Annotated in this window: 21 protein-coding genes and 3 pseudogenes; 12 read left to right on the plus strand and 12 right to left on the minus strand. The window is 68.8% G+C overall.

Going from position 1 to position 24,973, the window contains the following annotated elements; all coding sequences use genetic code 11:
• Positions 1-50 precede the first annotated feature (50 nt).
• Positions 51-1,262 carry a glutaminase A gene (gene glsA, locus KW076_RS10980; RefSeq protein ID WP_224355368.1) on the minus strand — a complete coding sequence of 404 codons (1,212 nt, stop codon included), beginning with the start codon at positions 1,260-1,262 and terminating at the stop codon, positions 51-53.
• Positions 1,263-1,308: 46 nt separating this feature from the next.
• On the opposite strand from glsA, the gene KW076_RS10985 reads away from it, so the two are divergent.
• Positions 1,309-2,070 carry a DUF72 domain-containing protein gene (locus tag KW076_RS10985; RefSeq protein WP_434084378.1) on the plus strand — a complete coding sequence of 254 codons (762 nt, stop codon included), beginning with the start codon at positions 1,309-1,311 and terminating at the stop codon, positions 2,068-2,070.
• Positions 2,071-2,157: 87 nt separating this feature from the next.
• Complete coding sequence (locus tag KW076_RS10990) at positions 2,158-3,003, plus strand: alpha/beta fold hydrolase (protein ID WP_224355370.1); 846 nt, start codon at positions 2,158-2,160, stop codon at positions 3,001-3,003.
• A 132-nt stretch (positions 3,004-3,135) separates the two neighbouring features.
• On the opposite strand, the gene KW076_RS10995 is transcribed toward KW076_RS10990, so the two are convergent.
• A complete protein-coding gene (locus KW076_RS10995; protein ID WP_224355371.1) occupies positions 3,136-3,330 on the minus strand; it encodes a hypothetical protein in 195 nt (64 codons plus the stop codon).
• A gap of 968 nt (positions 3,331-4,298) precedes the next feature.
• A pseudogene (locus tag KW076_RS11000) lies at positions 4,299-5,476 on the minus strand (IS3 family transposase).
• Between the two features lie 42 nt (positions 5,477-5,518).
• Here KW076_RS11000 and KW076_RS11005 point away from each other — a divergent pair.
• From KW076_RS11005 to KW076_RS12720, 4 genes are all read left to right on the plus strand, one after another.
• On the plus strand, positions 5,519-6,121 hold the full coding sequence (locus KW076_RS11005; RefSeq protein ID WP_224355372.1) for a thioredoxin-like domain-containing protein: 603 nt from the start codon (positions 5,519-5,521) through the stop codon (positions 6,119-6,121).
• Between the two features lie 291 nt (positions 6,122-6,412).
• The gene (locus KW076_RS11010) at positions 6,413-6,823 is read left to right on the plus strand and encodes a four-helix bundle copper-binding protein (protein ID WP_224355373.1); all 411 of its coding nucleotides are present in this window, start codon (positions 6,413-6,415) and stop codon (positions 6,821-6,823) included.
• 96 nt (positions 6,824-6,919) lie between these two features.
• Positions 6,920-7,540 (plus strand): class I fructose-bisphosphate aldolase, encoded by a 621-nt coding sequence (locus KW076_RS11015; protein WP_255612587.1) that lies wholly within the window; start codon positions 6,920-6,922, stop codon positions 7,538-7,540.
• Positions 7,541-7,555: 15 nt separating this feature from the next.
• Positions 7,556-7,804: a beta/alpha barrel domain-containing protein gene (locus tag KW076_RS12720; protein ID WP_255612588.1), complete on the plus strand. Its 249-nt coding sequence runs from the start codon at positions 7,556-7,558 to the stop codon at positions 7,802-7,804.
• A gap of 106 nt (positions 7,805-7,910) precedes the next feature.
• Here KW076_RS12720 and KW076_RS11020 read toward each other — a convergent pair whose 3' ends face one another.
• The 6 genes from KW076_RS11020 to KW076_RS11045 form a co-directional block, all read right to left on the minus strand.
• Positions 7,911-8,966, minus strand: a complete 1,056-nt coding sequence (locus KW076_RS11020; RefSeq protein WP_224355374.1) for a type II glyceraldehyde-3-phosphate dehydrogenase — start codon at positions 8,964-8,966, stop codon at positions 7,911-7,913.
• A gap of 88 nt (positions 8,967-9,054) precedes the next feature.
• Complete coding sequence (locus KW076_RS11025) at positions 9,055-9,738, minus strand: DUF305 domain-containing protein (protein WP_002854313.1); 684 nt, start codon at positions 9,736-9,738, stop codon at positions 9,055-9,057.
• Positions 9,739-9,797: 59 nt separating this feature from the next.
• Positions 9,798-12,035 carry a copper-translocating P-type ATPase gene (locus KW076_RS11030; protein ID WP_434084328.1) on the minus strand — a complete coding sequence of 746 codons (2,238 nt, stop codon included), beginning with the start codon at positions 12,033-12,035 and terminating at the stop codon, positions 9,798-9,800.
• A gap of 75 nt (positions 12,036-12,110) precedes the next feature.
• The gene (locus tag KW076_RS11035) at positions 12,111-12,440 is read right to left on the minus strand and encodes a heavy-metal-associated domain-containing protein (protein ID WP_158493727.1); all 330 of its coding nucleotides are present in this window, start codon (positions 12,438-12,440) and stop codon (positions 12,111-12,113) included.
• 71 nt (positions 12,441-12,511) lie between these two features.
• A complete protein-coding gene (locus KW076_RS11040) occupies positions 12,512-13,681 on the minus strand; it encodes a sensor histidine kinase (RefSeq protein ID WP_224355375.1) in 1,170 nt (389 codons plus the stop codon).
• A complete protein-coding gene (locus tag KW076_RS11045; RefSeq protein WP_224355376.1) occupies positions 13,678-14,403 on the minus strand; it encodes a response regulator transcription factor in 726 nt (241 codons plus the stop codon). Before KW076_RS11045 ends, KW076_RS11040 begins: the two co-directional genes overlap by 4 nt.
• Positions 14,404-14,560: 157 nt before the next feature.
• Here KW076_RS11045 and KW076_RS11050 point away from each other — a divergent pair, with 157 nt between their 5' ends.
• The 3 genes from KW076_RS11050 to KW076_RS11060 all read left to right on the plus strand — a co-directional run bounded on the left by KW076_RS11050 (position 14,561) and on the right by KW076_RS11060 (position 18,507).
• A complete protein-coding gene (locus KW076_RS11050; RefSeq protein ID WP_224355377.1) occupies positions 14,561-15,427 on the plus strand; it encodes a F510_1955 family glycosylhydrolase in 867 nt (288 codons plus the stop codon).
• 612 nt (positions 15,428-16,039) lie between these two features.
• Positions 16,040-17,605: a multicopper oxidase family protein gene (locus KW076_RS11055; RefSeq protein ID WP_065573797.1), complete on the plus strand. Its 1,566-nt coding sequence runs from the start codon at positions 16,040-16,042 to the stop codon at positions 17,603-17,605.
• Between the two features lie 158 nt (positions 17,606-17,763).
• Positions 17,764-18,507 (plus strand): cytochrome c biogenesis CcdA family protein, encoded by a 744-nt coding sequence (locus KW076_RS11060; RefSeq protein WP_002854293.1) that lies wholly within the window; start codon positions 17,764-17,766, stop codon positions 18,505-18,507.
• A gap of 582 nt (positions 18,508-19,089) precedes the next feature.
• Here KW076_RS11060 and KW076_RS12725 read toward each other — a convergent pair.
• Positions 19,090-19,186 (minus strand): annotated as a pseudogene (locus tag KW076_RS12725) (IS5/IS1182 family transposase); the annotation flags it as partial.
• A 59-nt stretch (positions 19,187-19,245) separates the two neighbouring features.
• Here KW076_RS12725 and KW076_RS11070 point away from each other — a divergent pair.
• Together KW076_RS11070 and KW076_RS12660 are read left to right on the plus strand one after the other, a co-directional pair.
• Complete coding sequence (locus KW076_RS11070) at positions 19,246-20,028, plus strand: abortive infection family protein (RefSeq protein WP_073116909.1); 783 nt, start codon at positions 19,246-19,248, stop codon at positions 20,026-20,028.
• A 57-nt stretch (positions 20,029-20,085) separates the two neighbouring features.
• Entirely contained in the window at positions 20,086-20,682 is a 597-nt protein-coding gene (locus KW076_RS12660) for a type IIL restriction-modification enzyme MmeI (protein WP_350354992.1), read from the plus strand.
• Here the strand turns inward: KW076_RS12660 and KW076_RS11075 are convergent.
• A pseudogene (locus KW076_RS11075) lies at positions 20,563-21,552 on the minus strand (IS481 family transposase); the annotation flags it as partial. The gene KW076_RS12660 and the pseudogene KW076_RS11075 overlap by 120 nt on opposite strands.
• A gap of 104 nt (positions 21,553-21,656) precedes the next feature.
• Positions 21,657-22,551 (minus strand): IS5 family transposase gene (locus KW076_RS11080; protein WP_224355034.1). Its coding sequence is split into 2 segments (ribosomal slippage): positions 21,657-22,193 and positions 22,195-22,551, totalling 894 coding nucleotides; the frame shifts between segments, so codons are not numbered across the junction.
• Positions 22,552-22,615: 64 nt separating this feature from the next.
• On the opposite strand from KW076_RS11080, the gene KW076_RS11085 reads away from it, so the two are divergent.
• Positions 22,616-24,946, plus strand: a complete 2,331-nt coding sequence (locus tag KW076_RS11085; RefSeq protein WP_224355378.1) for a DNA methyltransferase — start codon at positions 22,616-22,618, stop codon at positions 24,944-24,946.
• The last annotated feature ends 27 nt before the right edge of the window (positions 24,947-24,973 follow it).

Raw genomic sequence — 24,973 nt, forward strand, 5'->3', positions numbered from 1 at the left:
GGGACGGGGCGCGGCGTCGTCGGCGTGGCCCTGGCGGCGGCGGCTAGGCGTCAGCGGGGCCCGCTGAGGCCGCGCAAGGCGCCACGGTGCTGGAGCACGTGCAGGTCCCAGCGCGAGCTGAGCCCCTCGAACAACCCGATGCCACGCCGGGAGTTACCTTGCTCGTCCAGGCGCGGCGACCACGCGGCGAGGCCCAGGGCCCCGGGCACGGCACCGAGCAGCGCGCCCGAGACGCCGGACTTCGCGGGCACGCCGACCTCGGCCACCCACTGGCCGCTGGCGTCGTACATGCCGCAGGTGAGCATCACGGACATCGTCTGCTGCGCCACCCACTCGTCCAGCACCCGCTCCCCCGTCACGGGGTTCGTGCCGCCAGCGGCGAGGGTGGCGCCCATGACGGCCAGCTGGGGTGCGGTGACCAGGACCGAGCACTGCGCGAGGTAGCCGGCCACGGCCTCGCGGGCCGAGATGGGCAGCCGGCCGGCGTCGGCGAGCAGGTGGGCCAGGCCCAGGTTGCGGTCGGCGCGGGTGCGTTCGGCGTCGAGGACGTCCTCGCAGACCTCCAGCTCGACGCCGGCCAGCGCGCTGTAGCGGCGCAGCAGCAGGGCCGTCCGCTCGTCCTCGTCCCCGGCGGGCAGGAGGGAGTGGACCAGGATGGCGCCGGCGTTGATCAGCGGGTTGCACGGCCGGCCGTCGTCGTGCAGGGACAGGTGGTTGAACGACTCACCGGAGGGCTCGACGCCCACGTCCTCCAGCACGTGGTCCAGGCCGATCTCCTGCAGCACCACCGCGTAGGTGAGGGCCTTGGAGACCGACTGCAGCGCGAAGGCGTGCTCGGTCTCCCCGGCGGCGGCCTGGTGGCCGTCCACCGTGCACACCGCCACGGCGAGGCCGTCCACATGCTGGCCGGCGACGTCCTCGAGGTAGTCGGAGGGCTCGCCGCGGCGGTCGGACTCCACCTCGCCGAGCATCGCGCGCAGGTCGTCGTCGAATCGCGTCGTGTCCATTCCTGTCACAGTAGTGGACGGGCGCCCGGGTCGCGGGCGGGCACCGGGCCGGTCACGGTGTGCACTGGACCGGGCGTTCGGGCCCAGCGGCAGGCCCAGCCACCTCCAGCCGATGACCATGCCGGTGCACGCGGGCAGGAAGGCGATCGAGGACGGGAGCATCGTGGCGATCAGGGAGCCGATGCCCATCTTCCGGTCGTACCTCTGAGCCACCGCGATGATCAGCGGGACGCTACGCCTGCCGCGGCGGGTCAAAGCAAGACCCGGGAACCCGGGCCGGGGCTATCGTCGGGGGATGGACGTGCGGATCGGGACCTCCGGCTGGACCTACAAGCACTGGCGCGGGACCTTCTACCCGCAGGGGCTGCGGATCGCCGATCAGCTCGACCACTACACGGAGCGCTTCCGGACGGTCGAGCTCAACGGCTCCCACTACCGCTGGCCGGCGGACAGCACCGTCGAGGCCTGGCGCGAGCGCCTACCCGCCGGCTTCGAGATGGCCGTCAAGGCCTCCCGCTACCTCACCCACTACCGCAAGCTCAACGAGCCGCAGGACTGGGTGGAGCGCATCGTGCACACCCTGGACCTGCTCGGTGACCACGCCGGGCCGCTGCTGCTGCAGCTGCCGGCCAACCTGCACCGCGACGACGACCGACTCGCCGGGTTCCTCGGCCTGCTGCCCGAGCGGGTGCGCGTGGCGGTGGAGGTCCAGCACGAGTCCTGGCTGGACGAGGACGTGTTCGACCTCCTCGACCGGCACGGGGCGGGGTTCGTGGTCTCGGTGATCGCCGGGCGGGAGCCGGTGCTGCGCGCGACCGGCCGCCTCGCCTACGTGCGCTTCCACAACGCGGACCCGGACTGGCGCTACGGCGGCTCGTTCTCCGACGCCGAGCTCGCCCCCTGGGTGGGGCGGCTGCGGGTGCTGACCGGCGCGGACAACGGCGGCCCGGCCGGGGACGCGGCGGGCGCGCGGCCCGCCTACGTCTACTTCAACAACGACAACCACGGCCACGCCGGGTTCAACGCGCTGACACTGCGCAGGATGGCGGAGACCGGAGCCTGACACGTGCCGAGCGCATGCCTAGCGTGAGGAGGAAGCGGTGGCTGAGCGCCGCCGTCGTCCCCCGAGAGCACAGGAAGGCAGACGCACATGACCCTCATGCAGATCCCCACGGACCACGGCACGATCGGGCTGAACGTGGAGGAGGCCGGCCACGGGCGTCCCGTCGTCCTCATCCACGGCTGGCCGATGACCCTCGACTCCTGGAAGGACCAGGTCGCAGCCCTGTCCCCGCACTACCGCGTGATCACCTACGACCGGCGCGGCTTCGGCGCCTCGGAGAAGCCCGCCGGCGGCTACGACTACGACACGATGACCGCCGACCTGCACGGTCTGCTCACCGAGCTCGACCTGCGTGACGTGACGCTCGTGGGCTTCTCGATGGGCGGCGGCGAGGTGGCGCGCCACATGTCCCGGTTCGGCGCTGACCGGATCCACTCGGTGGTGTTCGCCGGCGCGGTGCCCCCGTACCTGCTGAAGACCGAGGACAACCCCGACGGCCCGCTGACCGAGAAGCAGGCCGCCGAGATGCGGGCGGGCCTCGAGAAGGACCGCGAGGCGTTCTTCGACGACTTCACGACGACGTTCTTCTCCACCCCCAAGCTGGCCGGTCTGACCAGCAGCCTCAAGGTCACCGAGGAGCAGCGCAAGGAGGCCATCCGGATGGCGCTGCAGTCCGACCAGACGGCGGCGCTGGCCTGCATGGACGCGTTCGGAGCCACCGACTTCCGCCGCGACCTGCCGGCGGTGACCGTGCCGACCCTGGTCCTGCACGGCGACGCCGACCAGATCGTGCCGTTCAAGGGCTCCGGCAAGCGGACGCACAAGGCGATCGACGGCAGCCGCGTCGAACTGGTCAAGGACGCCCCACACGGATTCAGCATCAGCCACTCCGAGGAGTTCAACCGGATCCTGCTGGAGTTCCTGGCGGAGTGAGGGCGCGGGCGGGCGCATCCGAGTGCGGGACGCGACACGGCGCTCGTGGGGGTGGTGCATGCCGCCCCCGCGGCGCCGACGCCGACCTGTCAGGTTCGATCCGACGACGCGGTGATCACCCGGAGGGTGGGATCAGGCCGCCCGGCTGGCAGAACCGCGCGTCAGCACGTGGAGGATGAAGCCGCTGAGCGCGGCTGCCCCCAGATGGAGGCCCACGGCCCGGAACGGGTCGATTCCGGACGGCAGGTGGGTGAGCAGGAGGCCGCGCACGGCCACTCCACTCACCAGGGTGAGCTCACTGAGCCAGATGATCCCGATGACCGTCATCGACGAAGCTCCCTCCACGGCGACGCGCACCTACCGAAGCCGAGCAGATCCCAGACCTGCTCCACCACGAACGGCCAGGCTACGGGAAGGCACACTTTCTCCTGCGCCTCCAACGTCGCCGACGGCGTCGTGCCCCGGTCCCGTCCGACGTCAGGCAGGCGGCCCGATCCAGCTGGCACTTGATCGCGCACCAGTCCGGTCATCCTCCAGGCACGAAGAAGCCCCCACACCGACATGGTCGGTGCAGGGGCCTCTGCTCGGCTCCCCCGGTTGGATTCGAACCAACAACCCGGCCACACCATTCATCTCCGGACTCGTTCAGGACGCCACTACCTAGACATGAATGGATTCGTCCGCCGAGGCACACCGTGTATGTCTCTTACGCGGGCAAGTCGTATAGTGCCCGCCAGCTCGACTCGTCCCGACTGATCCGCGTGACCCATTGCGCCGGCACCCACGCATTCCGCGGGGCAGCGCCTGGGGCCGGGATCCAGTGCAAGAGCACGTGCGTGCGCGACCACCGCGTCGCCTTCGCATCCACCACCTCATCAGGCAGCCTCACCCGGACGTACGGCTCACGCCGGTACGGGGCACTGCCGATCTCGTCCACGGACTGCCACGCCGGCCCATCGAACACCTCAACTCCGCCTGCAAGCACCAGCCGAGGAAACACCCCCGCGTGGACGGGATAAGCCGCAACCACCATCGCGGGCGCTCAAGCCGCCCCGCGCCCCTGCTGCCCGGACGCCCGGGCGGGCCGCGCCTGCCGACCGCTCGCTGCGCTCCCGGCCGGCGGGCCTAGGAGCCGACACACTTACCCCCCCGACAGAGCGCCAAAAATCAGAAACCGCCCGCCTTTTGGCCCACGAGGTTCTGTCCAGACTTTTGCCCACCCTCAGAACCCTTCCCATGGTCCTTCCCCCGAGCGCGCCAAAAGGGTCTGCCATGAGTTTGCTTGACACGAGTTATCAGGCGGCGGCAGCCGCCTGGACTGATTGAACCATCTCGAACTCGACGGGGGTGAGCTTCCCGAGACGGGCCTGCCTACGACGGCGGTGATAGGTCCGCTCGATCCAGCTCACGATCGCGAGCCGGAGCTGGGCGAAGGAGTCCCAGCGACGCCGGTTCAGCACGTTCTTCTGCAACAGCGCGAAGAAGGATTCCATTGCCGCGTTGTCCCCAGCAGCACCGACCCGGCCCATCGACCCGATTAGGCTGTTGACCCGGAGCGTCTCCACGAATCGCCTGGCCCGAAATTGCGATCCTCGATCCGAATGCACCCGGCAGCCCTGGACTCCGGCTTTGCCTCCGCGCCGGGCCAGGGCCATCTGCAGGGCGTCCACGGCCAGCTGCGAGCTCATCCGCCGGTCGATCGAGTAGCCCACGATCCGGTTCGAGAACACGTCCTTGACCGCGCAGAGGTAAAGCTTGGAATCCCCGGCCCAATGCTCTGAGATGTCCGTGAGCCACAACTGATTCGGCTTGTCAGCGCGGAACTGACGACGAACCAGATCGTCATGAACGGCAGGGCCAGGACGCTTGCCCGAGCCGCGGCGGATCGAGTGGCAGCAGCGGACACGCACGAGCCGGCAGGCCTTCAACACCTGGTGGTCCGACACGTCCAAGCCACGGCCGCGGAGCTCGTCAGCCAGGAACCGGTATCCGAACTCCGGGTCATCGGCATGGGCGTCGAAGACGGCGTTGGCGGCATGCGCGTCGGACCATTCCCGCGCGCTGACAGGTTCGGCCAGCCACGGGTAGTAGGCCTGACGGGAGAACCCGAGGACACGGCAGGAGAGTTTCACGGGGATCCCGTCGCGGGCCAGGTCCTTCACGACGGGATAGGTCATTTTGGGGACTGACCCAATTTCAGGTTCGCCTGGGACAGATACGCGGCCGCACGCCGTAGGACCTCGTTCTCCATCTCCAATTCACGGTTACGGCGCTTGAGAGCCTTCAGCTCCTCGTTCTCAGCTTTGGTGAGGCCGGGCCGGATCCCGGCCTCGACATCGTCTTGGGCCAGCCAGCGTCGCAGGCAGGAGGCGGTGATGCCGAGGTCCTTAGCGACCTGCGCGATCGGCATCTGACCGTTACGGGCGATCGCGACCACGTCCTGGCGGAACTCCCGGGGGTATGCAGCGGGCATGGGGTCATCCTTCCAGCAGTCCCTCCCGGGACCACAGATCAGATGTCAACCAAACTCATGGCAGACCCGGAAGCCAAGGCTGAACGTCGGCGGAAGGTTCTGGTCGGAGCGGGAGCGCTCACCGCCATCGCCGTGGTCGGCGGGCTGGTGACACTCGCCGTGATTCAGAATCCTCCGCCCCAGGCTCGGGAGGACATTGAGATCGCCGGGCTGCAGACCTTCGAGGGGCTCAGCGCTAACCACGTGAGCACCCCTGTGGACTACGAGCAGTCGCCGCCGGTGGGTGGCGATCATGCCAGCGCCTGGCTCAACTGTGGGGTCTACACCGAACCGGTACCCAACGAGAATGCCGTGCACGCTTTGGAGCACGGTGCCGCCTGGGTCGCCTACGATTCCGAGGCGCTCTCACAGGAGCAAGTCGATGCCCTGCGGACGGCCCTACCGGCCGCCTATGTCGTCCTGGCCCCCTACGAGGGCCTGGATTCGCCCATCGTGCTTTCGGCCTGGCAGGCGCAGGTGGCGGTGGATTCCCCGGAGGATGAACGGATCGAGCAGTTCGTGGCCGAGTACTGGCAGTCCCCCGACGCGCCTGAGCCCGGGGCGGCCTGCACCGGCGGCCTCGACGCCCCTGGTCGGATCGCATAAGCGCTCTTCCCGACACCGACCGTCCGGTCCGACAGGATCCACGTTGAGGCGAGCCCTGCTGGTCCTCCCCGTCGGCGTGGTCCTCAGGGCCGTCGGCCGGGCTGAGGGGCGGCTGGTCACACCTGCGTCATCCCTGCCCGTAAAGGAGTCCGCGGGCCTCCGTGGCCGGCGATCTTCACGGAACCTTCAAGGTTGAGCCCTTCACCCGCGTCGGCGGGGCGGTCTACAGTCGATGGAAGGGCGGGCCGGCGAAGGCCGGTGCGTCGGATCAGATCGACGAAGGAGCACATCATGACCCATCACGTGAGCGCCATGCTGGAGACCTACCCGAAGGAGGTGGGGAACATCGATCGGCAGAAACTGGCCGAATGCATCCAGGCCTGCTTCGAGTGCGCCCAGACGTGCACCGCCTGCGCGGACGCCTGCCTGGCCGAGGACATGGTCGCCGACCTGAGGCAGTGCATCCGGTTGAACCTGGACTGCGCCGAAGTTTGCGCCGCCACGGGCAGGGTGTTGTCCCGGCAGACCGGCACCAACGTCGAGACCACCCGCGCCCTGCTCGAGGCCTGCCGGGCCGCCTGCAAGACGTGCGGGGACGAATGCGAGAGCCACGCCCAGATGCACGAGCACTGCAAGGTGTGTGCCGAGGCCTGCCGCCGGTGTGAGCAGGCCTGCGCGGACCTGCTCGTCACCCTGGGTTGAGCCTGCTGATGACCGTTCCCCCTTGAGGGCGGCCAGTCGTCCATGACGCGCGCAGGGAACCCGGACCACCGTGCTCCCTCGCCGCGGAAGGCTCCCATGGACTCGGAGAAGTATCAGAGGGTCAGGAACGGTGCCGGATTCGTCGCGGCGCTGGACCAGAGCGGGGGCAGCACCCCGGCGGCCTTGCACCTCTACGGGATCGACAAGGATGCCTACTCCGGCCCAGAGGAGATGTTCGACCTGGTACACCAGGTGCGCACACGTATCATCACCAGCCCCAGCTTCGACGGTGAGCGCGTCATGGGGGCCATCCTGTTCGAGAACACAATGAACCGCCAGGTGGAGGGTTCCCCCACGGGCGACTACCTGTGGAACAGCAAAGGCATCGTGCCCTTCCTCAAAATCGACCAGGGCTTGGCCCCGGAACAGCAAGGCGCCCAGCTCATGAAACCCATCCCGCACCTGGATGACTTACTGTCTCGAGCCGTCGAAAAGCACATGTTCGGGACGAAGATGCGCTCGGTCATCCAGCTGCCCGGGGACGGGGTGGGCTCCGTCGTGGAGCAGCAGTTCGGGCTCGCCCGTCAGATCCTCGTTACCGGGCTGGTGCCCATCATCGAGCCCGAGGTGGATATCCGCAGCCCCCGCAAGGCCGAGGTGGAGGACCAGCTCAAGGCGGCAATCCTCGCCCAACTGGACAAGCTCGGAGACGACTAGTCGGTCATCCTCAAAGTGACGCTGCCGGAGCGGGCGGACTTCTACCGCGAGTTCGTGGACCATCCCCGAGTGATCCGCCTCCTGGCCCTGTCGGGCGGCTATACCCGGGCCCAGGCCACCACCCTGCTGGCCCGCAACCACGGCGTGATCGCCAGCTTCTCCCGCGCCCTGACCGAAGGGCTGAGTACGGCCCAGAGCCCAGCGCAGTTCAATACGGTGTTGGATGAGGCCATCAACGCGATCGCGACGGCCTCTCGCACCTGACCGGAGGCCATAGGACCGCTGCGGTAGTCTGCGGCCGCCGAAGCGGTGTCCGACCACCCCCCATTCCTGGGGCCGGGCACCGCCTCAGCGGCGTCTGCCGCGCAGTTCAACGGGCAGCCACCGAGGAGCGCACGAAGTCCTGGCGCACCCCCAAGGCGCGGTCGGTGCGCCGGATGGACTCGCCGCCGTCGTCGACGGTTCCGGTGAGGGCCCGGATCGCGTCGATGTTCTCGGGGACGACGATCGCCTGGTTGTCCACCGTGTAGGTGTAGTACAGCTCGTTGCCGTCCACGGTGAGGATGTCTTCCCAGAGGACCACCTCATACATATCACCCCGGGGCCGGCCCAGGTCCTCCATGAGTTCCACGGTGCTATTGACCGCCACGACGCCGTCCGAGCGCCGGACGAAGGCGATCCGCGGCATCGCCCGGAACGCCTCCAACACCTCCTGCTTCTCGGCCGGGCGGGTGAGCTCGATCGTCCAGTTGTGCAGGTGGTTCTGGGTGTGGGCTCCCTTGGCGGCCATGGTGACCACGTCCAGGTCCGGGACCACCGACTGGGCGTCGGGCCCCTGATGGCTGGGGATTCGGCCCTCGGGGACGATGGTGTTCATGATCCCCGAGTGGTCCGATTCCCACGGATCGGTGGCCCGGCGGATGAGCACCCCCCGGGCCTTGGACAGCAGTCCGACGTCCTTCAGCGCGGTAAGGGCCCGGACGGTGGCGGTGGTATTGCAGGACACCACCCGGGTGCTGTCCCGGCCCAGGGCGGTGGCGTAGTTGGCGTGGGCGACGAAGGAGTGGCCGGTGAGATCGTGCTTCTCCCCGCCCTGGAACACGGATTTGACCCCGTGGGCACGGTAGAGCTCCAGGTTGCCGGCGCCCACCTGGGCCGGGGTGCAGTCCACCACGACGTCAACGTTCTCGAGCAGGTCGTGCAGGCCTCCGACGACGGGAAGGCCGGCATCCGCCATCACCGGTAGGGCCTGCTCGGTAGAGGCGTAGACGGGGATACCCTTCCCGGCCGCAGTCGCGATCCGGTAGTCAGCGATGACGTCACTGACTCCGACCAGCGCCATGTCCTCCTGGGCCCGGACCGCGTCGGCGACGCGTTTGCCGATGACCCCGTACCCGTTCACCGCGACCTTGATCTTGTCCTGCATGCTCGTCTCCTTTCCTGGAGGACCCGTTCCGGTTTCGGGGTCTATCGCCAGCCGCGTCTCACCGGATGCCCGCAGCGGACGACGGTGCTCAGAGCTTGTCGAGCATCTGTTGCATTTCGGTGATCTCGGCCTCCTGGTCGGCGATGACCTGCTCGGCGAGCTGCACGGCCTGCGGGTTCTGGCCGTCCTTGGCCTCGTCCTTGGCCATGTCCACGGCGCCCTTGTGGTGGGCGGTCATCTGCTCCAGGTACAACCGGGCGGCCTCGGTGCCCTGGGCCTGGTCGAGGGCGGTCATGTCCTCCTCGGACATCATCCCGGACATCCCGCCGTGGTCCATGCCCTCCATACCGTCCATGCCGTCCGTGTCCACGGGGTCTTGGCCCCAGGCGGTGAGCATGGAGTTCATGCGCTTGATCTCCGGCCCCTGGGCGTCGATGACCTTCTGGGCGAACGCGGCCACCTCCGCCGGGACGTCATCCTTGGCCAGCAGCATCTCGCTCATCTCAACGGCCTGCTGGTGGTGCGGGATCATCATTTGGGCGAACATCACGTCCGCGTCGTTGTGCTCGGCGGAGACCTCCTCAGCCGAACCGGTCGCCGTGGTGGACGGTGTCGCGGTGGCCGTGGCCGCAGGGGTGGCGGCCGGGGCGGAGCTGGTCGCAGTGGCCGAGGCCTCAGCGCCGGCGTTCTCGTCCTGGGCGCCGGTGCCGCAGGCGGTCAAGGTCAGGGCGGAGGCCAGGGCCAGGGCGGTCAGCGTCATGGTGCGTTTCATGGTGGGTCCTTCCATAGTGGGTTGAGGGTTCATATCAGAGTTCGCGCCAAGAGGCGCGATCAGGAGGTCGCGGGTTGAAGGGCAGCCTCCGGCCGGGGGGCGCCGAGGGGGGCCAGGTGGCCCGGGTCCAGGTTGATCCGGCGCAGCAGTTGGGCGTTGAGGGCGACCACGATGGTGGAGGCGGACATCAGGATCGCGCCCACCGCGGGGGAGAGCACGAACCCGATCGGGGCGAGCACGCCGGCGGCCAGCGGCACGGCGAGCACGTTGTAGCCGGTGGCCCACACCAGGTTCTGGATCATCTTGGTGTAGCTGGCCTGGGAGAGCTCGATCATCGACAGCACCGCGCGGGGGTCGTTGCTGGCCAGCACAACGCCGGCGGACTCCATGGCCACGTCGGTGCCGGCGCCGATGGCGATGCCGACCTCGGCCCGCGCCAGTGCCGGGGCGTCGTTGACGCCGTCGCCCACCATGGCCACGGACAGTCCCCGGGACTGCAACTCGGTGACCTTGGTGTCCTTGTCCTGGGGGAGGACCTCGGCGAAGACCTCGTCGATGCCCAGGTCCGCCCCGACGGCCTCGGCGACCTGGCGGGCATCGCCGGTGATCATCGCGACCTTGATGCCGCGGGCGTGCAGGGCGGCCACGGCGGCCCGGGACTCGGGGCGGACCTTGTCCTCCACGGCGACCGCGCCGATAACGGACCCCTCGCGCAGCACGTGCAACACCCCGGCCCCGCGCGCGGTCCAGGAGGCGGTGTGCTCAGTGATCTCCGCCGGCATGGTCAGGTTAAGCTCGCGCAGCATGTTCGGGCCCCCGACGAGGATCTCGGAGCCGTCCACGGTGGCGCGCACCCCGCGGCCCATGGCAGCACTGAAGTCCGTGCCGCGCTTGCGCAACGTGCTGGCCTGCGGGTGCTGCCCGGCGGCAGTGACGATGGCCCGGGCCACGGGGTGCTCGCTGTCAGCCTCGGCCGCGGCGGCCACCGCCAGCAGTTCTGCCTCGGACACGCCGGGCATCGCGGTGACGGCGGTGACGACGTGGGCGCCCTCGGTCAGGGTGCCGGTCTTGTCGAAGAGGACCACGTCGATGGTGCGCATCCGCTCCAGGGCCATCCGGTCCTTGATCAGGACCCCGGACTTGGCGGCCTTCTCCGTGGAGAGGGCGATCACCAGCGGGATGGCCAGGCCCAGGGCGTGCGGGCAGGCGATGACCAGCACGGTCACGGTGCGGGTGACCGCGTCGGTGGGCTGGCCGATCGCGGTCCACACGATCGCGGTGATGATCGCCGCGACCAGGGCGAACCAGAACAGCAGGGCCGCCGCCCGGTCGGCCAACGCCTGGGCGCGGGAGGAGGATTCCTGGGCGTCGGCGACCATCCGCTGGATCCCGGCCAGGGTCGTGTCGGTCCCGACGGCGGCCACCTTCACCCGCACGGTGTTGTCGGTGGCCACGGTCCCAGCGACCACCGTGTCCCCGGCCTGGCGCAGCACGGGCTTCGACTCCCCGGTGATCATCGCCTCGTCGAACTCCGCGGTGCCCTCGAGGATGGTCCCGTCGGCCGGCACCCGGGCCCCGGCCCGCACTAGCACCACATCGCCCACGGCCAACTCGGTGATCGGCACGGTGATGGTGTCACCGTCCACGACCTTCTCGGCCTCCTCCGGCAGCAGCGCCGCCAGCGCGTCCAAGGCGGAGGAGGCCGCGCCCAGGGCGCGCATCTCCATCCAGTGGCCCAGCAGCATGATGACCACCAGCAGCGCCAGCTCCCACCAGAAGTCCAGCATCAGGTCCCCGATGCCCAGGGTCGTGACCCAGGAGGCGACGAAGGCCACCGTGATGGCCATCGCGATCAGCAGCATCATCCCGGGCTGGCGGGCGCGCAACTCGGTCAGCCCGCCCTTCAGGAAGGGCATGCCGCCATAGAGGTAGATCACGGTGCCCAGCACCGGGGCAATCCACGCCGAGCCCGGGAACTCGGGGACGTGGTAGCCCAGCAGCTGCCCGACCATGTGGCTGAAGAACACCACCGGGATGGAGAGCACCAGTGAGACCCAGAACCGGTTCTTGAACATCGCGGTGGAATGCCCGGCGTGCTGACCGTGGTCGTGGACCTGGTGGTCCTCGTCCAGGGCCGAGTGGGCGTGGCCCTGGGGCATGGCCTGCCCGTGGGTGGCCGCGTCCGCGGGGTGGTGGGCGGCATGGTCGGTGTGGTTGGCGTGGCCGGCGTGGGGGTTCGGGTCTGGGTGTTCGGCGGTCTGGTCGGTGGGGTGATCGTGGTGGTGCGGGGTGCTCATGGTGTTCCTTCTGCTCGGCGGTCTGTTCGGCGACCGGCTCGGCGGTGGGGCTCCGACCTCGAGGGGATGGGTCGGTTAGATCCGGACGCGGTAGCCGGCCGCTTCGATGGCCGTCCGCACGGAGTCCGCGGAGGCGGGCCCGGTCACGGTGACGGGGGAGGCCCCGCCGGCGACCAGTTCGATCCGGACATCGTCCACCCCGTCCAGGGCGCTCACGGCCTCGGCGACGGAGCCCACGCAGTGTCCGCAGGTCATGCCCTCCACCTGGTAGGTCGCGTCGCCGGCGCTCGTCCCGGTTGGGTCGGCACTCTGGTGCCCGGCGGGGGCGGTGGCGTCGGCGGCTGGGGCGCAGCACGAGCAGCCGTTGGTGGCCCCCGGCAGCGGGGTGCGGGCGGATTCGGTCATGACGGTCTCCTTCAGGTCTGAGGGCGGCGCCGGACGGCGCCTCTCCAATTGGTATATACCCCCCGGGGGTATCATTCAAGGGGTGGAGCGCCGGTGTTCACGGTGGATAAACGGGTGCGCCGGTAGGTGGGCTGGTCGGGGGGCTGCTTGGTGGGCAGGTCGATGGTGAACGTCGCCCCGGCCGTGGTGGAGGTGACGCTCAAGGTGCCGCCGTGGGTCTGGATGAGAGCTCGGGAGATGGCCAGGCCGACCCCGGAGCCGCCGTGGTCACGGTCGCGGGCGGTGTCCCCGCGGTAGAAGCGTTCGAAGACGTGCGGCAGGTGCTCGGGAGAGATCCCCTCCCCGGTGTCGGTGACGCTGAGCGTGACCCCGGACGGGCTTTGTCGGGCCTCGAGGGTGACCCGGCCCCCGGCCGGGGTGTGGCGCAGGGCGTTGGTGAGCAGGTTGTCCAGGACCTGGCCCATGCGCTGGCGGTCCACGTCCACGGCCAGGCCCGGATCGGCGTCCATGGTCAGGGCCACGCCCTTGGTGGCGTAGGCCTCCTTGTGGGCCTCGGTCGCGGCATGCAGCAGCCCGCTGACCCCTTGGGGGCTGCGGTCCAGTTCGATCCGGCCCTCCTCGGCGCGGGAGACGTCGTTGATGTCCTCCACCAGCCGGGTCAACCGGGCCAGCTGCCCACCCATCAGCTCACCGGTGGGCTCGTCCCAGTGGGACACCCCGTCTTGCAGGGCCTCGTGGTAGACGGTCAGCACGGAGACGGGGGTGCGCAGCTCGTGGGCCAGGTCCGAGAGCATCCGTCGACGGGTGTCCTCGGTGCGCTGAAGCCGTGCGGCCATGGTGTTGAAAGACCCTGCCAGCTCCTCCACCTCGGTGCCGGCGCCCATGGCCGGCACGCGGGTGTCGTACCGTCCACCGGCCATGGCCTTGGCCGCCTGGGTCAGGGCGTTGATCGGACTCTGGATCCGGCGGGCGACATGCCAGGTCAATGCCAGACAACAGATCAAGGCCGTGGCCAGGGCCACGCCCAGGGTCCAGAAATTGGCGTCCCGGTAGGCCTGCTCCACGTGCAGCATCTGGGCTGCATCGTGTCCGGCCCCGGCCTGTTCCAGGTGCTCGTGGAACAGTGGTGGGCCGGCCAGGGAGGCCACCACCACCGCGGCCAGCACGCTGGCCCCCACCACCAGCAGCTGGGCGAGGAAGAACCGGGCCGCTAATCCTTGGTAGCGCCGCCGGCTGGTCATTGCTCCGCCATCCGGTAGCCGACCCCGCGGACGGTGTCGATATAGCGGGCCGGGTCCGCGTCGAGCTTGCGGCGCAGGTTCTTGATGTGCACGTCCACGAGCCGTTCATCGCCCACCCAGGCCGGGTCCCAGACGATATCGATCAGCTGGCGCCGGGAGAAGGCCTGGTGCGGGCGCCCCGACAAGGCGGCCAGCAGGTCGAACTCCGTGCGCGTTAGTTGCACCACCTGGCCCGACACGCGGGCCTCGTGGGCGGCCAGGTCGATGACCAGGTCACCGCAGACCCGTTCCGGTTCGGGGGCTGACACCGTTGTGCGCGGCCGGCGCATGACCGCCCCCACCCGGGCGACCAGCTCCCGGACGCTGAAGGGTTTGGTGATGTAGTCATCGGCCCCCACCGCCAATCCCTCCAACCGGTGGTGCTCATCGCCGCGAGCGGTGAGCATCAGCACATAGCACTCGGAGAAGGCCCGCACCCGCCAGCACACCTCGATCCCGTCCAGCCCGGGCAGGCCCAGGTCCAGGACCATCACGTCGGGCTCGTGAACCCGGGCGGCCTGCACTGCGGCCGGGCCGGTGTGGGTGAGGGCCACCTCGTAGCCGGCCCGCTCCAGGTAGGTGGCCACCATGCGCGCCAGCGGCTTCTCGTCATCGACCACCAACACCCGGCCGGCCGCCGGACCAGTCCCAGTGTCAGTCCCAGTGCCAGTGCCAGAGTTCATGGGTCCAGTCTCGCTCTGTCTCGCGCCCCGGCGGCTCAGAACGGTGCCGGGGCGGGGAATCTTCATCGAATCTTCAAGGCAAACCGCCCCATCCCGGCGCGTCACCGGCCGACAATGGTAGATGGCCCCGCCTTTTGGCCCGGGGCGGAAAGGCTCCATGACCCCCCTGACCCGCAGAACCCTGATCGCCGGCGGGCTGACCCTGCTCGGCGCTGGCACCCTCACCGCCTGCGCCGCGCCGAACCCCGCGACATCCCCGGCGGCCGGCACCGGCACGCAGGGCACCGGCACGGCCATCACCCACGTCCATGCCCTCACCCGGGACCCCGAGTACGGTGAGGTGCTGCTGGCCACCCACCAGGGCCTGTTCCGGCTCCAGGACGGGGAGCTGACCCAGGTCGGTCCGGTCGTGGACTTCATGGGTTTCACCCTGACTCCCGAGGGCCGCTACCTGGCCTCGGGTCACCCCGCGCCGCGCACCGACCTGCCCGAGCCGCTGGGCCTGGCCGAGTCCACCGACCGGGGCCAGAGCTGGACGGTGCTCTCCCGCGGCGGCGCATCCGATTTCCACGCCCTGGCCGCCGGCCCGAACGGGGTCCTCGGCTTCGATGGGCAACTGCGCGCCAGCACCGACGGCCTCACCTGGCAGAGCCTTGAGATCCCCGTCGCCCCGGCATCGCTGGCGATCTCCCCCCAAACCGGGACCGTGCTGGCCACCACCGAAACCGGCATGTTGCGCTCGACCGACCACGGCGCGACCTGGACCACCCTGGACACCCCCCAGCTGATGCACCTGGTCGCCTGGGCCGATGACACCACCGCCGTGGGCGCCGGCACCGAGGGACACCTGCTGACCAGCACCGACGCCGGCGACACCTGGACCGCCAGCGACCGCCCGGTCGGCACGGCCACCGCCCTGGGAACGGGCATCACCGACGACGGGCAGACCGAAGCACTGCTGGTCGTCGGCTCGACCGTGCTGTCCACCACGGACGGCGGGAACACCACCGAATCGCTGCTGTGACCTCCTCCCGCCGCCCCCTGTCCGGCTGGCCCGCCCTTCGAACCGTTCTGGGCACCCTCGTGTTGATCCTGGGCCTGCTCGGGATGCACGCTGGTACGGGCACCAGCGCGGCTTGGGCCGCCACCGGTACGGCCGCCGCCACAACTGTTCATCACCTCGGGCCGGGGGCCATCGGTCCGGCCGGCATGGTGCCCGAGGTCGTGCTCCCGGCCGAGCCTGCCGGGGATGAGGCAGCCGACCCCGGGCTGCCGGTCTGTGCCCTGGAGGCCGTGGACGATACCTGCGCCTCGGCCCTGACCAAGGCACCTGTCGTGTCCCACTTGGCCTCCCGGGCCCTCCTGCCTAGCCCCGGTGGGGGACTGACCGCACCACCCGTGCCCTGGGTTGCCCATTTCCGGCCCCCGTGGACCCTTCACTGGCTCAACTGGCCATCAGCCGCACCTAAAGCCCCCGACCGCGCCCCACCGGTGAGCGCAGGGTCCGCCAATACCTCCGGGTGACAGCGGCACGCAGCCCCGGTACGCCACCGGCCTCACCCAGCAACTGATCAGCCATGCCCGGCCCCGTCGCGCGCGCCTGCGACACGGGGCCGGATGACGGAAAGAAGAACCGATGACCTCCTCACTGACCACCCGCCGCACCTTCCTGGGCGCCTCCGTCGGGGCCCTGGCGCTGGCCGGGCTGGCCGCCTGCGCCGATCCCGCCATCAGCCCCCAACCGTCAGGGCGCATCCTGCCCACTGACCCGCTGGTCGCCGAGTACGAGAAACGACGCGCCGCCTCGGGCACCACCGTCACCCACCGGCTCTCCGCCGCACCCCTCGAGACCTCCCTCCAGGGTCGGGGCCTGACCACCTGGGGATACAACGACGGCCTCAACGGGCCGCTGCTGCGCGCCCAGACCGGGGACCTGCTCAAGGTCAGCGTCGCCAACGACCTGCCCGAGGACACGAGCGTGCACTGGCACGGGCTGGCCCTGCGCAACGACGCCGACGGAGTCCAGGGGGTGACCCAGGACCCCATCGCCGCCGGAGGACGCTATACGTACGGCTTCCGGCTGTCCCATCCGGGCACGTACTGGTACCACTCCCACTTCGACACCCAGCGCGAACGCGCCCTGTACGGGGCCCTGATCGTCGAGGACCCCAACGAGCCCCTCAGCTACGACCAGGAATGGGTCGTGATCCTGGACGACTGGCTCGACGGGATCACCGGAACACCGCAGGACGTCGTCGAGGAACTCTCCGCCGGGATGGACATGTCCGGCGACATGGAGGGCATGGCCGGCATGGCGGGCATGGACCACGGGTCCATGAGCCAGGACAGCTCCTCGGGCATGCCCATGAAGCACATGCTCATGGGCGCTGAGAGCGACTATCTGGGCGGGGACGCCGGCGACGTGAAGATCCCCGTGCACCTGTTCAACGGCCGCCCCCCATCCGACCCGGACACCTTCTCCAGCACCCCGGGCAACCGGATCCGCCTGCGCTTGATCAACGCGGCCGGAGACACCGCCTACCGGGTCGGGATCCCCGGCCAGGAACTGACCATCACCCACACCGACGGGTTCCCGGTCCAGCCCCGCCAGGCCGATGCCGTCGTCCTGGGGATGGGCGAACGCCTGGACGTGCTGATCACCCTCGGCGACCAGGCGGTGCCCGTACTGGCCCTGCCCGAGGGCAAGACCGGCCACGCCTACGGCATCATCGCAGCCGGTCCAAAGACCACGCTCTCCGGTCGGCTCCCACAGACCCTGGGCGGAACCGTGCTCGATGGCAGCCGACTGAAGGCACACGAATCCGTCCTGCTCCCACCCAAGGACCCGACCAGGACCCACGAGGTACGCCTCACCGGATCGATGATGGAGTACGACTGGGGCATCAACGGGCGACGTTTCGACCCGGCCAACCCCTTCGAGGGCGCCTTCGAACTCCGGTTGGACGAACGCGTGCGGGTCACGATGACCAACGACACCGACATGTGGCACCCCATGCACCTGCACGGCCACACCTTCCAGCTGGCCGACCATGGCGCCCGCAAGGACACGGTCATCATCAAACCCCGGCAAACCATCGTCTTCGACTTCGAGGCGGACAACCCGGGCCAGTGGCTAACCCACTGCCACAACGCCTACCACGCCGAGGCCGGGATGATGGGCGTCTTCTCCTACATCCACTGACCCTCCCGCCCGGCCCACACCCCTCCATCCACGGGGGGGGATCGCACGGTGGCCGCCCAGGAAAGAACATGCCTTTATCGCTCTCCCCCACCCACCGTGCCCAGCCCGCCCGAGACCTCTGGCCCGGCACCCCCGTCCTGACCCGTAGGAGGAAATAAATGGGCGAGTACTTCGCTCAGACGGTCCAATCCGGCGCCCTGCTGCTGGCCATCCCCCTGGCCGCCATCGCCGGAATCGTCTCCTTCCTCTCGCCGTGCATCCTGCCGCTCGTGCCCGGATACCTGGGCTACGTCTCCGGACTGTCCGACCCCACCCGCCCGGACAACCGCCGCCGGGTGATGACCGGAGTGGGCCTGTTCATCCTCGGCTTCGCCGCCGTCTTCACCCTCTACGGGGCCGCCTTCGGTCTGATCGGCGGCTGGTTACTGCGCTGGCAGGACCTGCTGATCCGCATCCTCGGCGTCCTCGTCATCCTCATGGGGCTGGCGTTGATGGGCATGCTCACCTTCCTGCAACGGACCACGACCCCCTCCTTCACCCCCCGGACCGGCCTGGCCGGAGCCCCACTGCTGGGCCTGGGCTTCGGCCTGGGCTGGACACCCTGCATGGGACCGACCCTCAGCGCCGTGCTGGCCCTGAGCACCACCACCGGAGGGGCATGGCGCGGGGCCCTGCTCGGCTTCGTCTACTGCCTGGGGCTGGGCATACCCTTCGTGCTCGTCGCCAGAGGCCTGGGCTGGGTCAGCACCGCACTGGGCTTCGTGCGCCGCCACATGCGCGCCTTCAATATCGCCGGCGGCACCCTGCTCGTGCTGGTCGGCGTCCTGATGGCCACCGGAATCTGGACGGCGTGGATCTACCAACTCCAGAACCTCGCCGGAACCTTCACCACCCCCGTCTAAGAGACTCCCCCCAACCTGGCCCAGACCCAGACCCTGCACACCGGCCGTGGAATCACTAGGGTCTGCCGCCACCGCATACGACGGCGCCCGCCCCTAACCAAGTGCAGTTAAGGACGCGGGCACCGATGGGACCTGTCAGGTCAGTACCGCGTCACGGTCAGCGTTGTGGTGGTGCACAAGGCGACCCTCTTCAGGGGGGCGCCTTAGGATGCCGCCAAGGTCCCCAACATGAGCCCAGTTGCTGGTCGTTAGGGGTACCTCGTGTCCCGCGCGGCCGACGCTACCGGCGTTTCAGGCGTCGGCGGCTGCCTAACTTCCCAGACCGACCCAGCTGAGCACGATGGTGGCCAGGAGGGTGAGCACAGCCACTAGGGCGTGTCTGACAATCGTTTGGATTACGCGAGCACCGCCCGCGTCCGCTGCGGCGATCAGCATCTGAAGCACCCGATCCCAGGTGCCTTCTTCGGCCATGCGTCGATACCAGGTCCACACTTCTCTGCCGCGGCCAGAAGACCTTGGGCAGATCGCGCTAGGCGATCCCGCACCGGTACCGGTAGATGATGGCCTCGATCATCATCCGCGCATCCGAGAAGGGCCTGCCGGGCCGGCCCGTGTGAGTAGGCAGCATCGGGGCGATCAGCTCCCACTGGGCATCGGAGAGCATCTGGAAACGGGACATGCCTTCCAAGGTGCCAGTGGGCCCCTAGACTGTTTGTCAGACACGCCCTAGGAGCGTATATGGCCTCTACCTCTCCAACGCTTTTGCCGTTCCGGATCGATTCTCTAGCCACCTCGCTCTTCGCCAAGGAGACAGGCTTCAGCGGCCCCCAGCTCCATGACTTCTTCGCTCGTTACACCGACGTGCTGGGCCCCTATCGGTGGAACGGGAGCCCCTCCCGATGGCAGATCTTCCAGACCGGGTTGCATTCTCTTCCGCTGCCTCAACAACGCGCCGTGCTACTGGAGTTGTGTTCCTACGACGGCGAGTTCAAAAACGGCCGCCCCCCTGAAGGGGAGCTCACCCGGCTACGGGCCATGCTCCTCTCCGCCGGCACCCCCGGCGCGCAGGCAGCACAGGAGTCCCTGCAGAAGCTCGAGGACTGGGAGGCCGTCAACAGGTCCTGGCAGGCCGCGCTGACCAAAGTCCAGGACGACCCAGACGGAGCTATCACCGCGACCCGCACCACCATCGAGAGCGTGTGCAAGCACATCTGCGATGAACGCGGAGTGAAGTACGAAGACGGGTGGGATCTCGCTCGGCTCTACAAGGCCACCTCAAGTGCGATGCAGGTGGCACCGGATCAGCACAGCGAACAGATCATCAAGCAGATCCTCAGCGGGGCGGCAACGCTTGTTGGAGGACTGGCCGCGATGAGGAATGCCCTCAGCGACGCCCACGGTCGAGGCAAGCGCTCTGTGGGGCCAGCACCTCGCCATGCCAAGCTCGCGGTCAACGCGGGGTTCGCCATCGCCGGCTTCCTCATCGACACCCACGTAGAGAAACCGCCCGTTTCCAGCTGACCCTCTCGGCCCCGATTCTTAGGTTTAGAACGGCAGGGCCCCGTGTACGTTGTGCCTGTGGAGCAACTTGCAGATCGCGGCGTCATCCGCACAGCCCTGGACGACTTCGGACATGCCTGGGGTCAGCGCATCGACCGCTGGCGCGCCGATGGACAGACCCACACGGAGAAGTCCTTCGCCCAGCAGTTCTGGTCCGACCTGCTACGCGCTTTCGGGGTGATCCCCGAACGCATCGACCTGTTCGAGCGCGGGGCCGCGCGCGCCTCCACCGGTGGGGCCGGCTACATCGACTTCTTCTGGTCCGGTGTCGCCCTGGGCGAGGCCAAGTCCCTGGGCGCTAACCTCGACGTGGCCCACGCCCAGGCGTTGGACTACCTCGCCGGCGGGTCCATCGGTCAGCACGAGTGGCCCAAGTACGTGCTCGTCACGGACTTCGCCCGCATCCGCGTCGAACGTCTCGGAGACGCCGGCTGGGTGGCCGAGTTCGGCGTAGAAGACGCTGCGGACCACGTGGACCAGCTGATGTTCCTAGCTGTGATGTCCAGGGAGGTTGTTGAGCCTGCTGGCAGGTGCGGCTCCGATCGCGGAGTGGACTCGGTGATGATTGTAGAAGTGCACCCACCCAGGCAACGCGGCCCTGCGTTCGGTCTCTGAGCCGTAGAACTTGGCGTAGGCCCACCCGTCAGCGAGCGTGCGATGGAACCGCTCGATCTTCCCGTTCGTCTGCGGTCGGTAGGGCCGAGTCCGCTTGGGCTTGATCCCGAGCTCGGTGCAAGCATCCCGCCAGGCATGCGAGCGGTAGGCCGAACCGTTGTCCGAGAGCACCCGCTCCACCTCCACGCCCAGCTGCGCGAAGTGAGCGACCGCGCGGCGCAGCACCGCGATGGCGGTCTGGCTGCGTTCGTCGGAGTGCATCTCGACATACGCGAAGCGGGAGTGGTCATCGATCACGGTGTGCAGGAAGCCCACCCCGAGCCGGGGCTGGTATCGGGCATCACGGGTTCCTTCTCGGTCCGAAGTCGCCGCGCGGTGCTTCATGCCCTGCTGACGCCCGACGAATCGGTGCCCGCCCCCGTCGGGGATGCGTCCGAACTTCGTGACGTCGACGTGGATCAGCGAGCCGGGGTGGGGGTGCTCATAGCGGCGGATCGGCTCGGCGGTGACCCGGTCCAGACGGGCGAGGCGGTTGATCCGGCAGCGCACGAGCACGGCATGGACGGTGGATGCCGGCATCCCGAGTTCTGAGGCGATCTGTGCCGGTCCCAGGCGTCGGCGCCTTCTGGCGGCCACGATCTGTTTCACCACTGCTGGCGATGTTCTGGTCGGCATCGTGGCCGGCCGGCTGGACCGGTCGACCATGCCTGCAGGTCCCTCGGCCCGGAAGCGGGTGGCCCATTTGCGTGCGGTGGGTGGGGAGACCATGAACATCTTGGCCGCGGTGGCGACCGGCTAGTGCTCATCGACGATGAGCTTGGCCAGGCGTAGGCGGGCGCGAGGGGTCAGGGCGGCGTTAGCGTGGGACATGAAGGCCTTCTGTTCGCGTGAGCGGTTTCTTGACAACTCCACTCTCGCAACAGGAGGCCTTCGCCTGTCAGCTGCTCACGCAACAACGTCCCTGGACATCACACCTAGGGCATGTCTGACAATCGTTTTGACCATGCGAGCACAGCATTCAGGACCACAGCGGCCCTGTAGATGATCGCGTACTTGTCATACCGGGTCGCCAGACCCCGCCACTGCTTCAGGTGAGCGTACTGACGCTCGATGACGTTGCGGCCCTTGTAGGCGTCCGCGTCGAGGCTGACGGGGCGCCCGCCGCGGGCACCGCGCCGTCTGCGGTGGCCCTGCTGGTCGGCCGGTTCGGGGATGACCGCCTTGATCCGGCGGGCGCGTAGGTGGGTGCGGATCGCCCGGGAGGAGTACGCCTTATCGCCCAGCACGGCCTCGGGGCGGGTCCGGGGCCGCCCTACTGGCCGGGTCACGCGCAGCTGCTCCAGAAGAGGAAGCAGCATCGGGGAGTCCCCTGCCTGGCCGGGGGTGATCAGGCTGACCAGCGGCAGCCCGGTCCCATCGACGAGCTGATGGATCTTCGTGCTCAGCCCGCCACGGGAGCGCCCGATGCCGTGATCGGCCGGCTCCTCACGCGGATTCTTGTAGTTCGATCCATCCCCCTGTGTGGCGGGTGATGTTCGTCGCGTGCTGGTGGGCGCGGGCGATCGTGGAGTCCACCGAGACCGACCAATCGATCAGGCCTTCGGCGTCAGCGGCGGCGGTCAGCGTGGCCAGCACCGTGTCCCAGGTGCCTTTTTCGGCCAAGCGCCGATGCCAGGTCCACACGGTCTGCCAGGGCCCGTAGACCTCGGGCAGATCCCTCCAAGCGATTCCGCACCGGTACCGGTAGATGATCGCCTCCACCATGGCGCGGGCGTCGGCGAACGGCCTGCCGGCGCGGCCGGTCCGGGTCGGGAGCATCGGGGCGATCAACTCCCATTGGGTGTCAGAGAGCATCTGGAACCGGGACATGTCCCCAGGGTCTCAGCTGACTCGTGCATCTATTCTCAGACACGCCCTAGCCGGCCAGGACACCGTGACCAAGACCGAGGAACAAGAGGCCTCCATCGCGGCCGCGCAGCTGATGGCCTCCATGTTCACCGCCCTCGTCGGGGACGAGGTGGACGTACCCGTAGGCGAGGAGGCCCCCGAGGACGCCGAAGAGGAGGAGTTCGCCACCCAGCAGGCCTCGATCCTGCTCACCCGGCTGCTGTTCCTGCTCTACGGAGACGACGCCGGCCTGTGGGAGGCCGACCTGTTCCAGCGCTGGGTGGAGTGGGACACCACCGCCGACAACCTCGGCCCCCAGCTGGACGCGCTCTTCCGCGTGCTCAACACCCCGGAGAACCGCCGCCGCGGCGTGCCAGACTCCTTGGCCCGCTTCCCCTACGTCAACGGCGGCATCTTCGACGGCACCTCCACGGCCGGCTTCCTCACCCGCGACTTCCGGGACGCGCTCGTGGCCGCCTGCCGGTTCCGGTGGACCCAGATCTCCCCGGCCGTGTTCGGCTCCATGTTCCAGCTGGTCAAGTCCAAGCAGGCCCGCCGCGGGGACGGGGAGCACTACACCTCCGAGGAGAACATCCTCAAGACCATCGGCCCGCTCTTCCTGGACGAGTACCGCGCCCGCGCGGACCGGCTCATCCAGAACAAGACCACCACCCGGCGTGAGGTGATCGGCCTGATCGAGGAGATTGCCTCCAACATCTACGTCGACCCTGCCTGCGGGGCCGGCAACTTCTTGAACCTGGCCTACGCCAAACTGCGCGAGATCGAGACGGACCTGCTGGCCGACCAGCGCCGCCGCACCGGATCTCAGGACCTGTCCCTGGACGTGAGCTTGGACCAGCGGATCCACATCGACCGGTTCTACGGGATCGAGATCAACTGGTGGCCGGCCAAGATCGCCGAGACCGCCATGTTCCTCGTGGACCACCAGGCCAACCGACAGCTGGCCGCCGCGCTCGGCCAAGCCCCGGTGCGACTGCCGATCAAGATCACCGCCACGATCTACCAACACGACGCGCTCACCCTCGACTGGGCTCAGGCCCTCCCCGTCCCGGCCGGCCGCACGTTCGTGTTCGGCAACCCCCCATTCCTGGGCGACCACACCCGCACGGCTGCCCAGCTGGCGCTGATGCAGGCGGCCTGGGGAGAAGGCAAGCAGCTCTCCCGCCTGGACTTCGTGACCTCCTGGCACGCACTCACCCTGCGCCTTCTGGCTGAGCGGGATGGGGAGTGGGCGTTCGTAACCACGAACTCGATCGTGCAGGGGGACCAGCCGGCCCGCTTGTTCGCCCCGATCTTCGCCGCCGGCTGGCGGATCAAGTTCGCCCACCGCACCTTCGCGTGGGACTCCCAGGCCCCCGGCAAGGCCGCAGTGCACTGCGTGATCATCGGCTTCACCCGCGACCGGGACGCCAAGGCACGCCTGTTCAAATACGAGCACGCACGAGGCGAGGCCCGCGAGGTGCCCGGGGTGAAGACGATCAACGCCTACCTGGTGGACGGACCCGACGTGCTGGTGCAAAAGCGCAGCACCCCGCTCGCCCCCGACATGCCGGAGGTCGTCTATGGCTCCAAGCCCACGGATGACGGCAACCTCATCGTCACCGCAGAGCAGTACCAGGCCGTGATGGCCGACCCCGTGATGGCCCCCTACGTGCGCCCTTACGTCGGTGCGGTCGAGTTGATCCGCGGCCAGCGACGCTGGTGCCTCTGGCTGACCGACATGGACCCGGATGCACCCTCCCGCTCCCCCGAGCTCAAGCGCCGCCTCGAGGGTGTCGCCACCGAACGAGCCAAGTCCAAGGCCGCCTCCACCCGAGACTGGGCACGCTTCCCCCACCTGTTCCGCCAGCGCGGCCTCGTCTCCGATGTGCCCTTCGTGGGGATCCCAGAAGTCAGCAGTGAGGGGCGCGCCTACCTGCCCGTGGCCCACTTCGAGCCCGACGTCATCATCTCCAACAAGGTCTACGGTGCCGTGGACCCCTACGGCATCGTCTTCGCCGTGGCCTCCTCCTCGATGTTCATCACCTGGATGAAGACCGTCGGAGGACGACTGGAGTCCCGCATCTCGTTCTCCAGCACGATCACCTGGAACGGCTTCCCCCTGCCTGCTCTGACCGACAAGGACCGAGCCTCTCTAGCCAAGGCTGGCCAGAAAGTCCTCGAAGCCCGGGCTCTCCACCCCGAGCGATCCCTTGCCCAGCACTACGCGCCTCTGAGCATGGACCCGGTCCTGGTGAGAGCCCACGACGGGTTGGACACCGTGATGGACAAGATCATGGGAGCACCCCGCCGGTGCCGTACCGAGCTAGAACGTCAGGAGTTGCTCTTCACTCGGTATGCGGAGCTAACCGGGTGAGGATGAGGAGCTCAGCCTGAAGACAAT

It is taken from the genome of Micrococcus porci, assembly GCF_020097155.1.
GTDB classification, from domain to species: Bacteria; Actinomycetota; Actinomycetes; order Actinomycetales; family Micrococcaceae; genus Micrococcus; species Micrococcus porci.

Coding starts and splice junctions, on each gene's coding strand:
- KW076_RS11020 (WP_224355374.1), bottom strand. CDS start 8,966: ATGCAGGACAAGATCAAGGTCGCGGTGAACGGGTACGGGGTCATCGGC.
- KW076_RS10995 (WP_224355371.1), bottom strand. CDS start 3,330: ATGACGGTCATCGGGATCATCTGGCTCAGTGAGCTCACCCTGGTGAGT.
- KW076_RS11050 (WP_224355377.1), top strand. CDS start 14,561: ATGACCCCCCTGACCCGCAGAACCCTGATCGCCGGCGGGCTGACCCTG.
- KW076_RS11015 (WP_255612587.1), top strand. CDS start 6,920: ATGGACTCGGAGAAGTATCAGAGGGTCAGGAACGGTGCCGGATTCGTC.
- KW076_RS11010 (WP_224355373.1), top strand. CDS start 6,413: ATGACCCATCACGTGAGCGCCATGCTGGAGACCTACCCGAAGGAGGTG.
- KW076_RS11005 (WP_224355372.1), top strand. CDS start 5,519: ATGTCAACCAAACTCATGGCAGACCCGGAAGCCAAGGCTGAACGTCGG.
- KW076_RS10990 (WP_224355370.1), top strand. CDS start 2,158: ATGACCCTCATGCAGATCCCCACGGACCACGGCACGATCGGGCTGAAC.
- KW076_RS11070 (WP_073116909.1), top strand. CDS start 19,246: ATGGCCTCTACCTCTCCAACGCTTTTGCCGTTCCGGATCGATTCTCTA.
- KW076_RS11025 (WP_002854313.1), bottom strand. CDS start 9,738: ATGAAACGCACCATGACGCTGACCGCCCTGGCCCTGGCCTCCGCCCTG.
- KW076_RS11055 (WP_065573797.1), top strand. CDS start 16,040: ATGACCTCCTCACTGACCACCCGCCGCACCTTCCTGGGCGCCTCCGTC.
- KW076_RS11035 (WP_158493727.1), bottom strand. CDS start 12,440: ATGACCGAATCCGCCCGCACCCCGCTGCCGGGGGCCACCAACGGCTGC.
- KW076_RS11060 (WP_002854293.1), top strand. CDS start 17,764: ATGGGCGAGTACTTCGCTCAGACGGTCCAATCCGGCGCCCTGCTGCTG.
- KW076_RS11030 (WP_434084328.1), bottom strand. CDS start 12,035: ATGAGCACCCCGCACCACCACGATCACCCCACCGACCAGACCGCCGAA.
- KW076_RS11040 (WP_224355375.1), bottom strand. CDS start 13,681: ATGACCAGCCGGCGGCGCTACCAAGGATTAGCGGCCCGGTTCTTCCTC.
- KW076_RS11045 (WP_224355376.1), bottom strand. CDS start 14,403: ATGAACTCTGGCACTGGCACTGGGACTGACACTGGGACTGGTCCGGCG.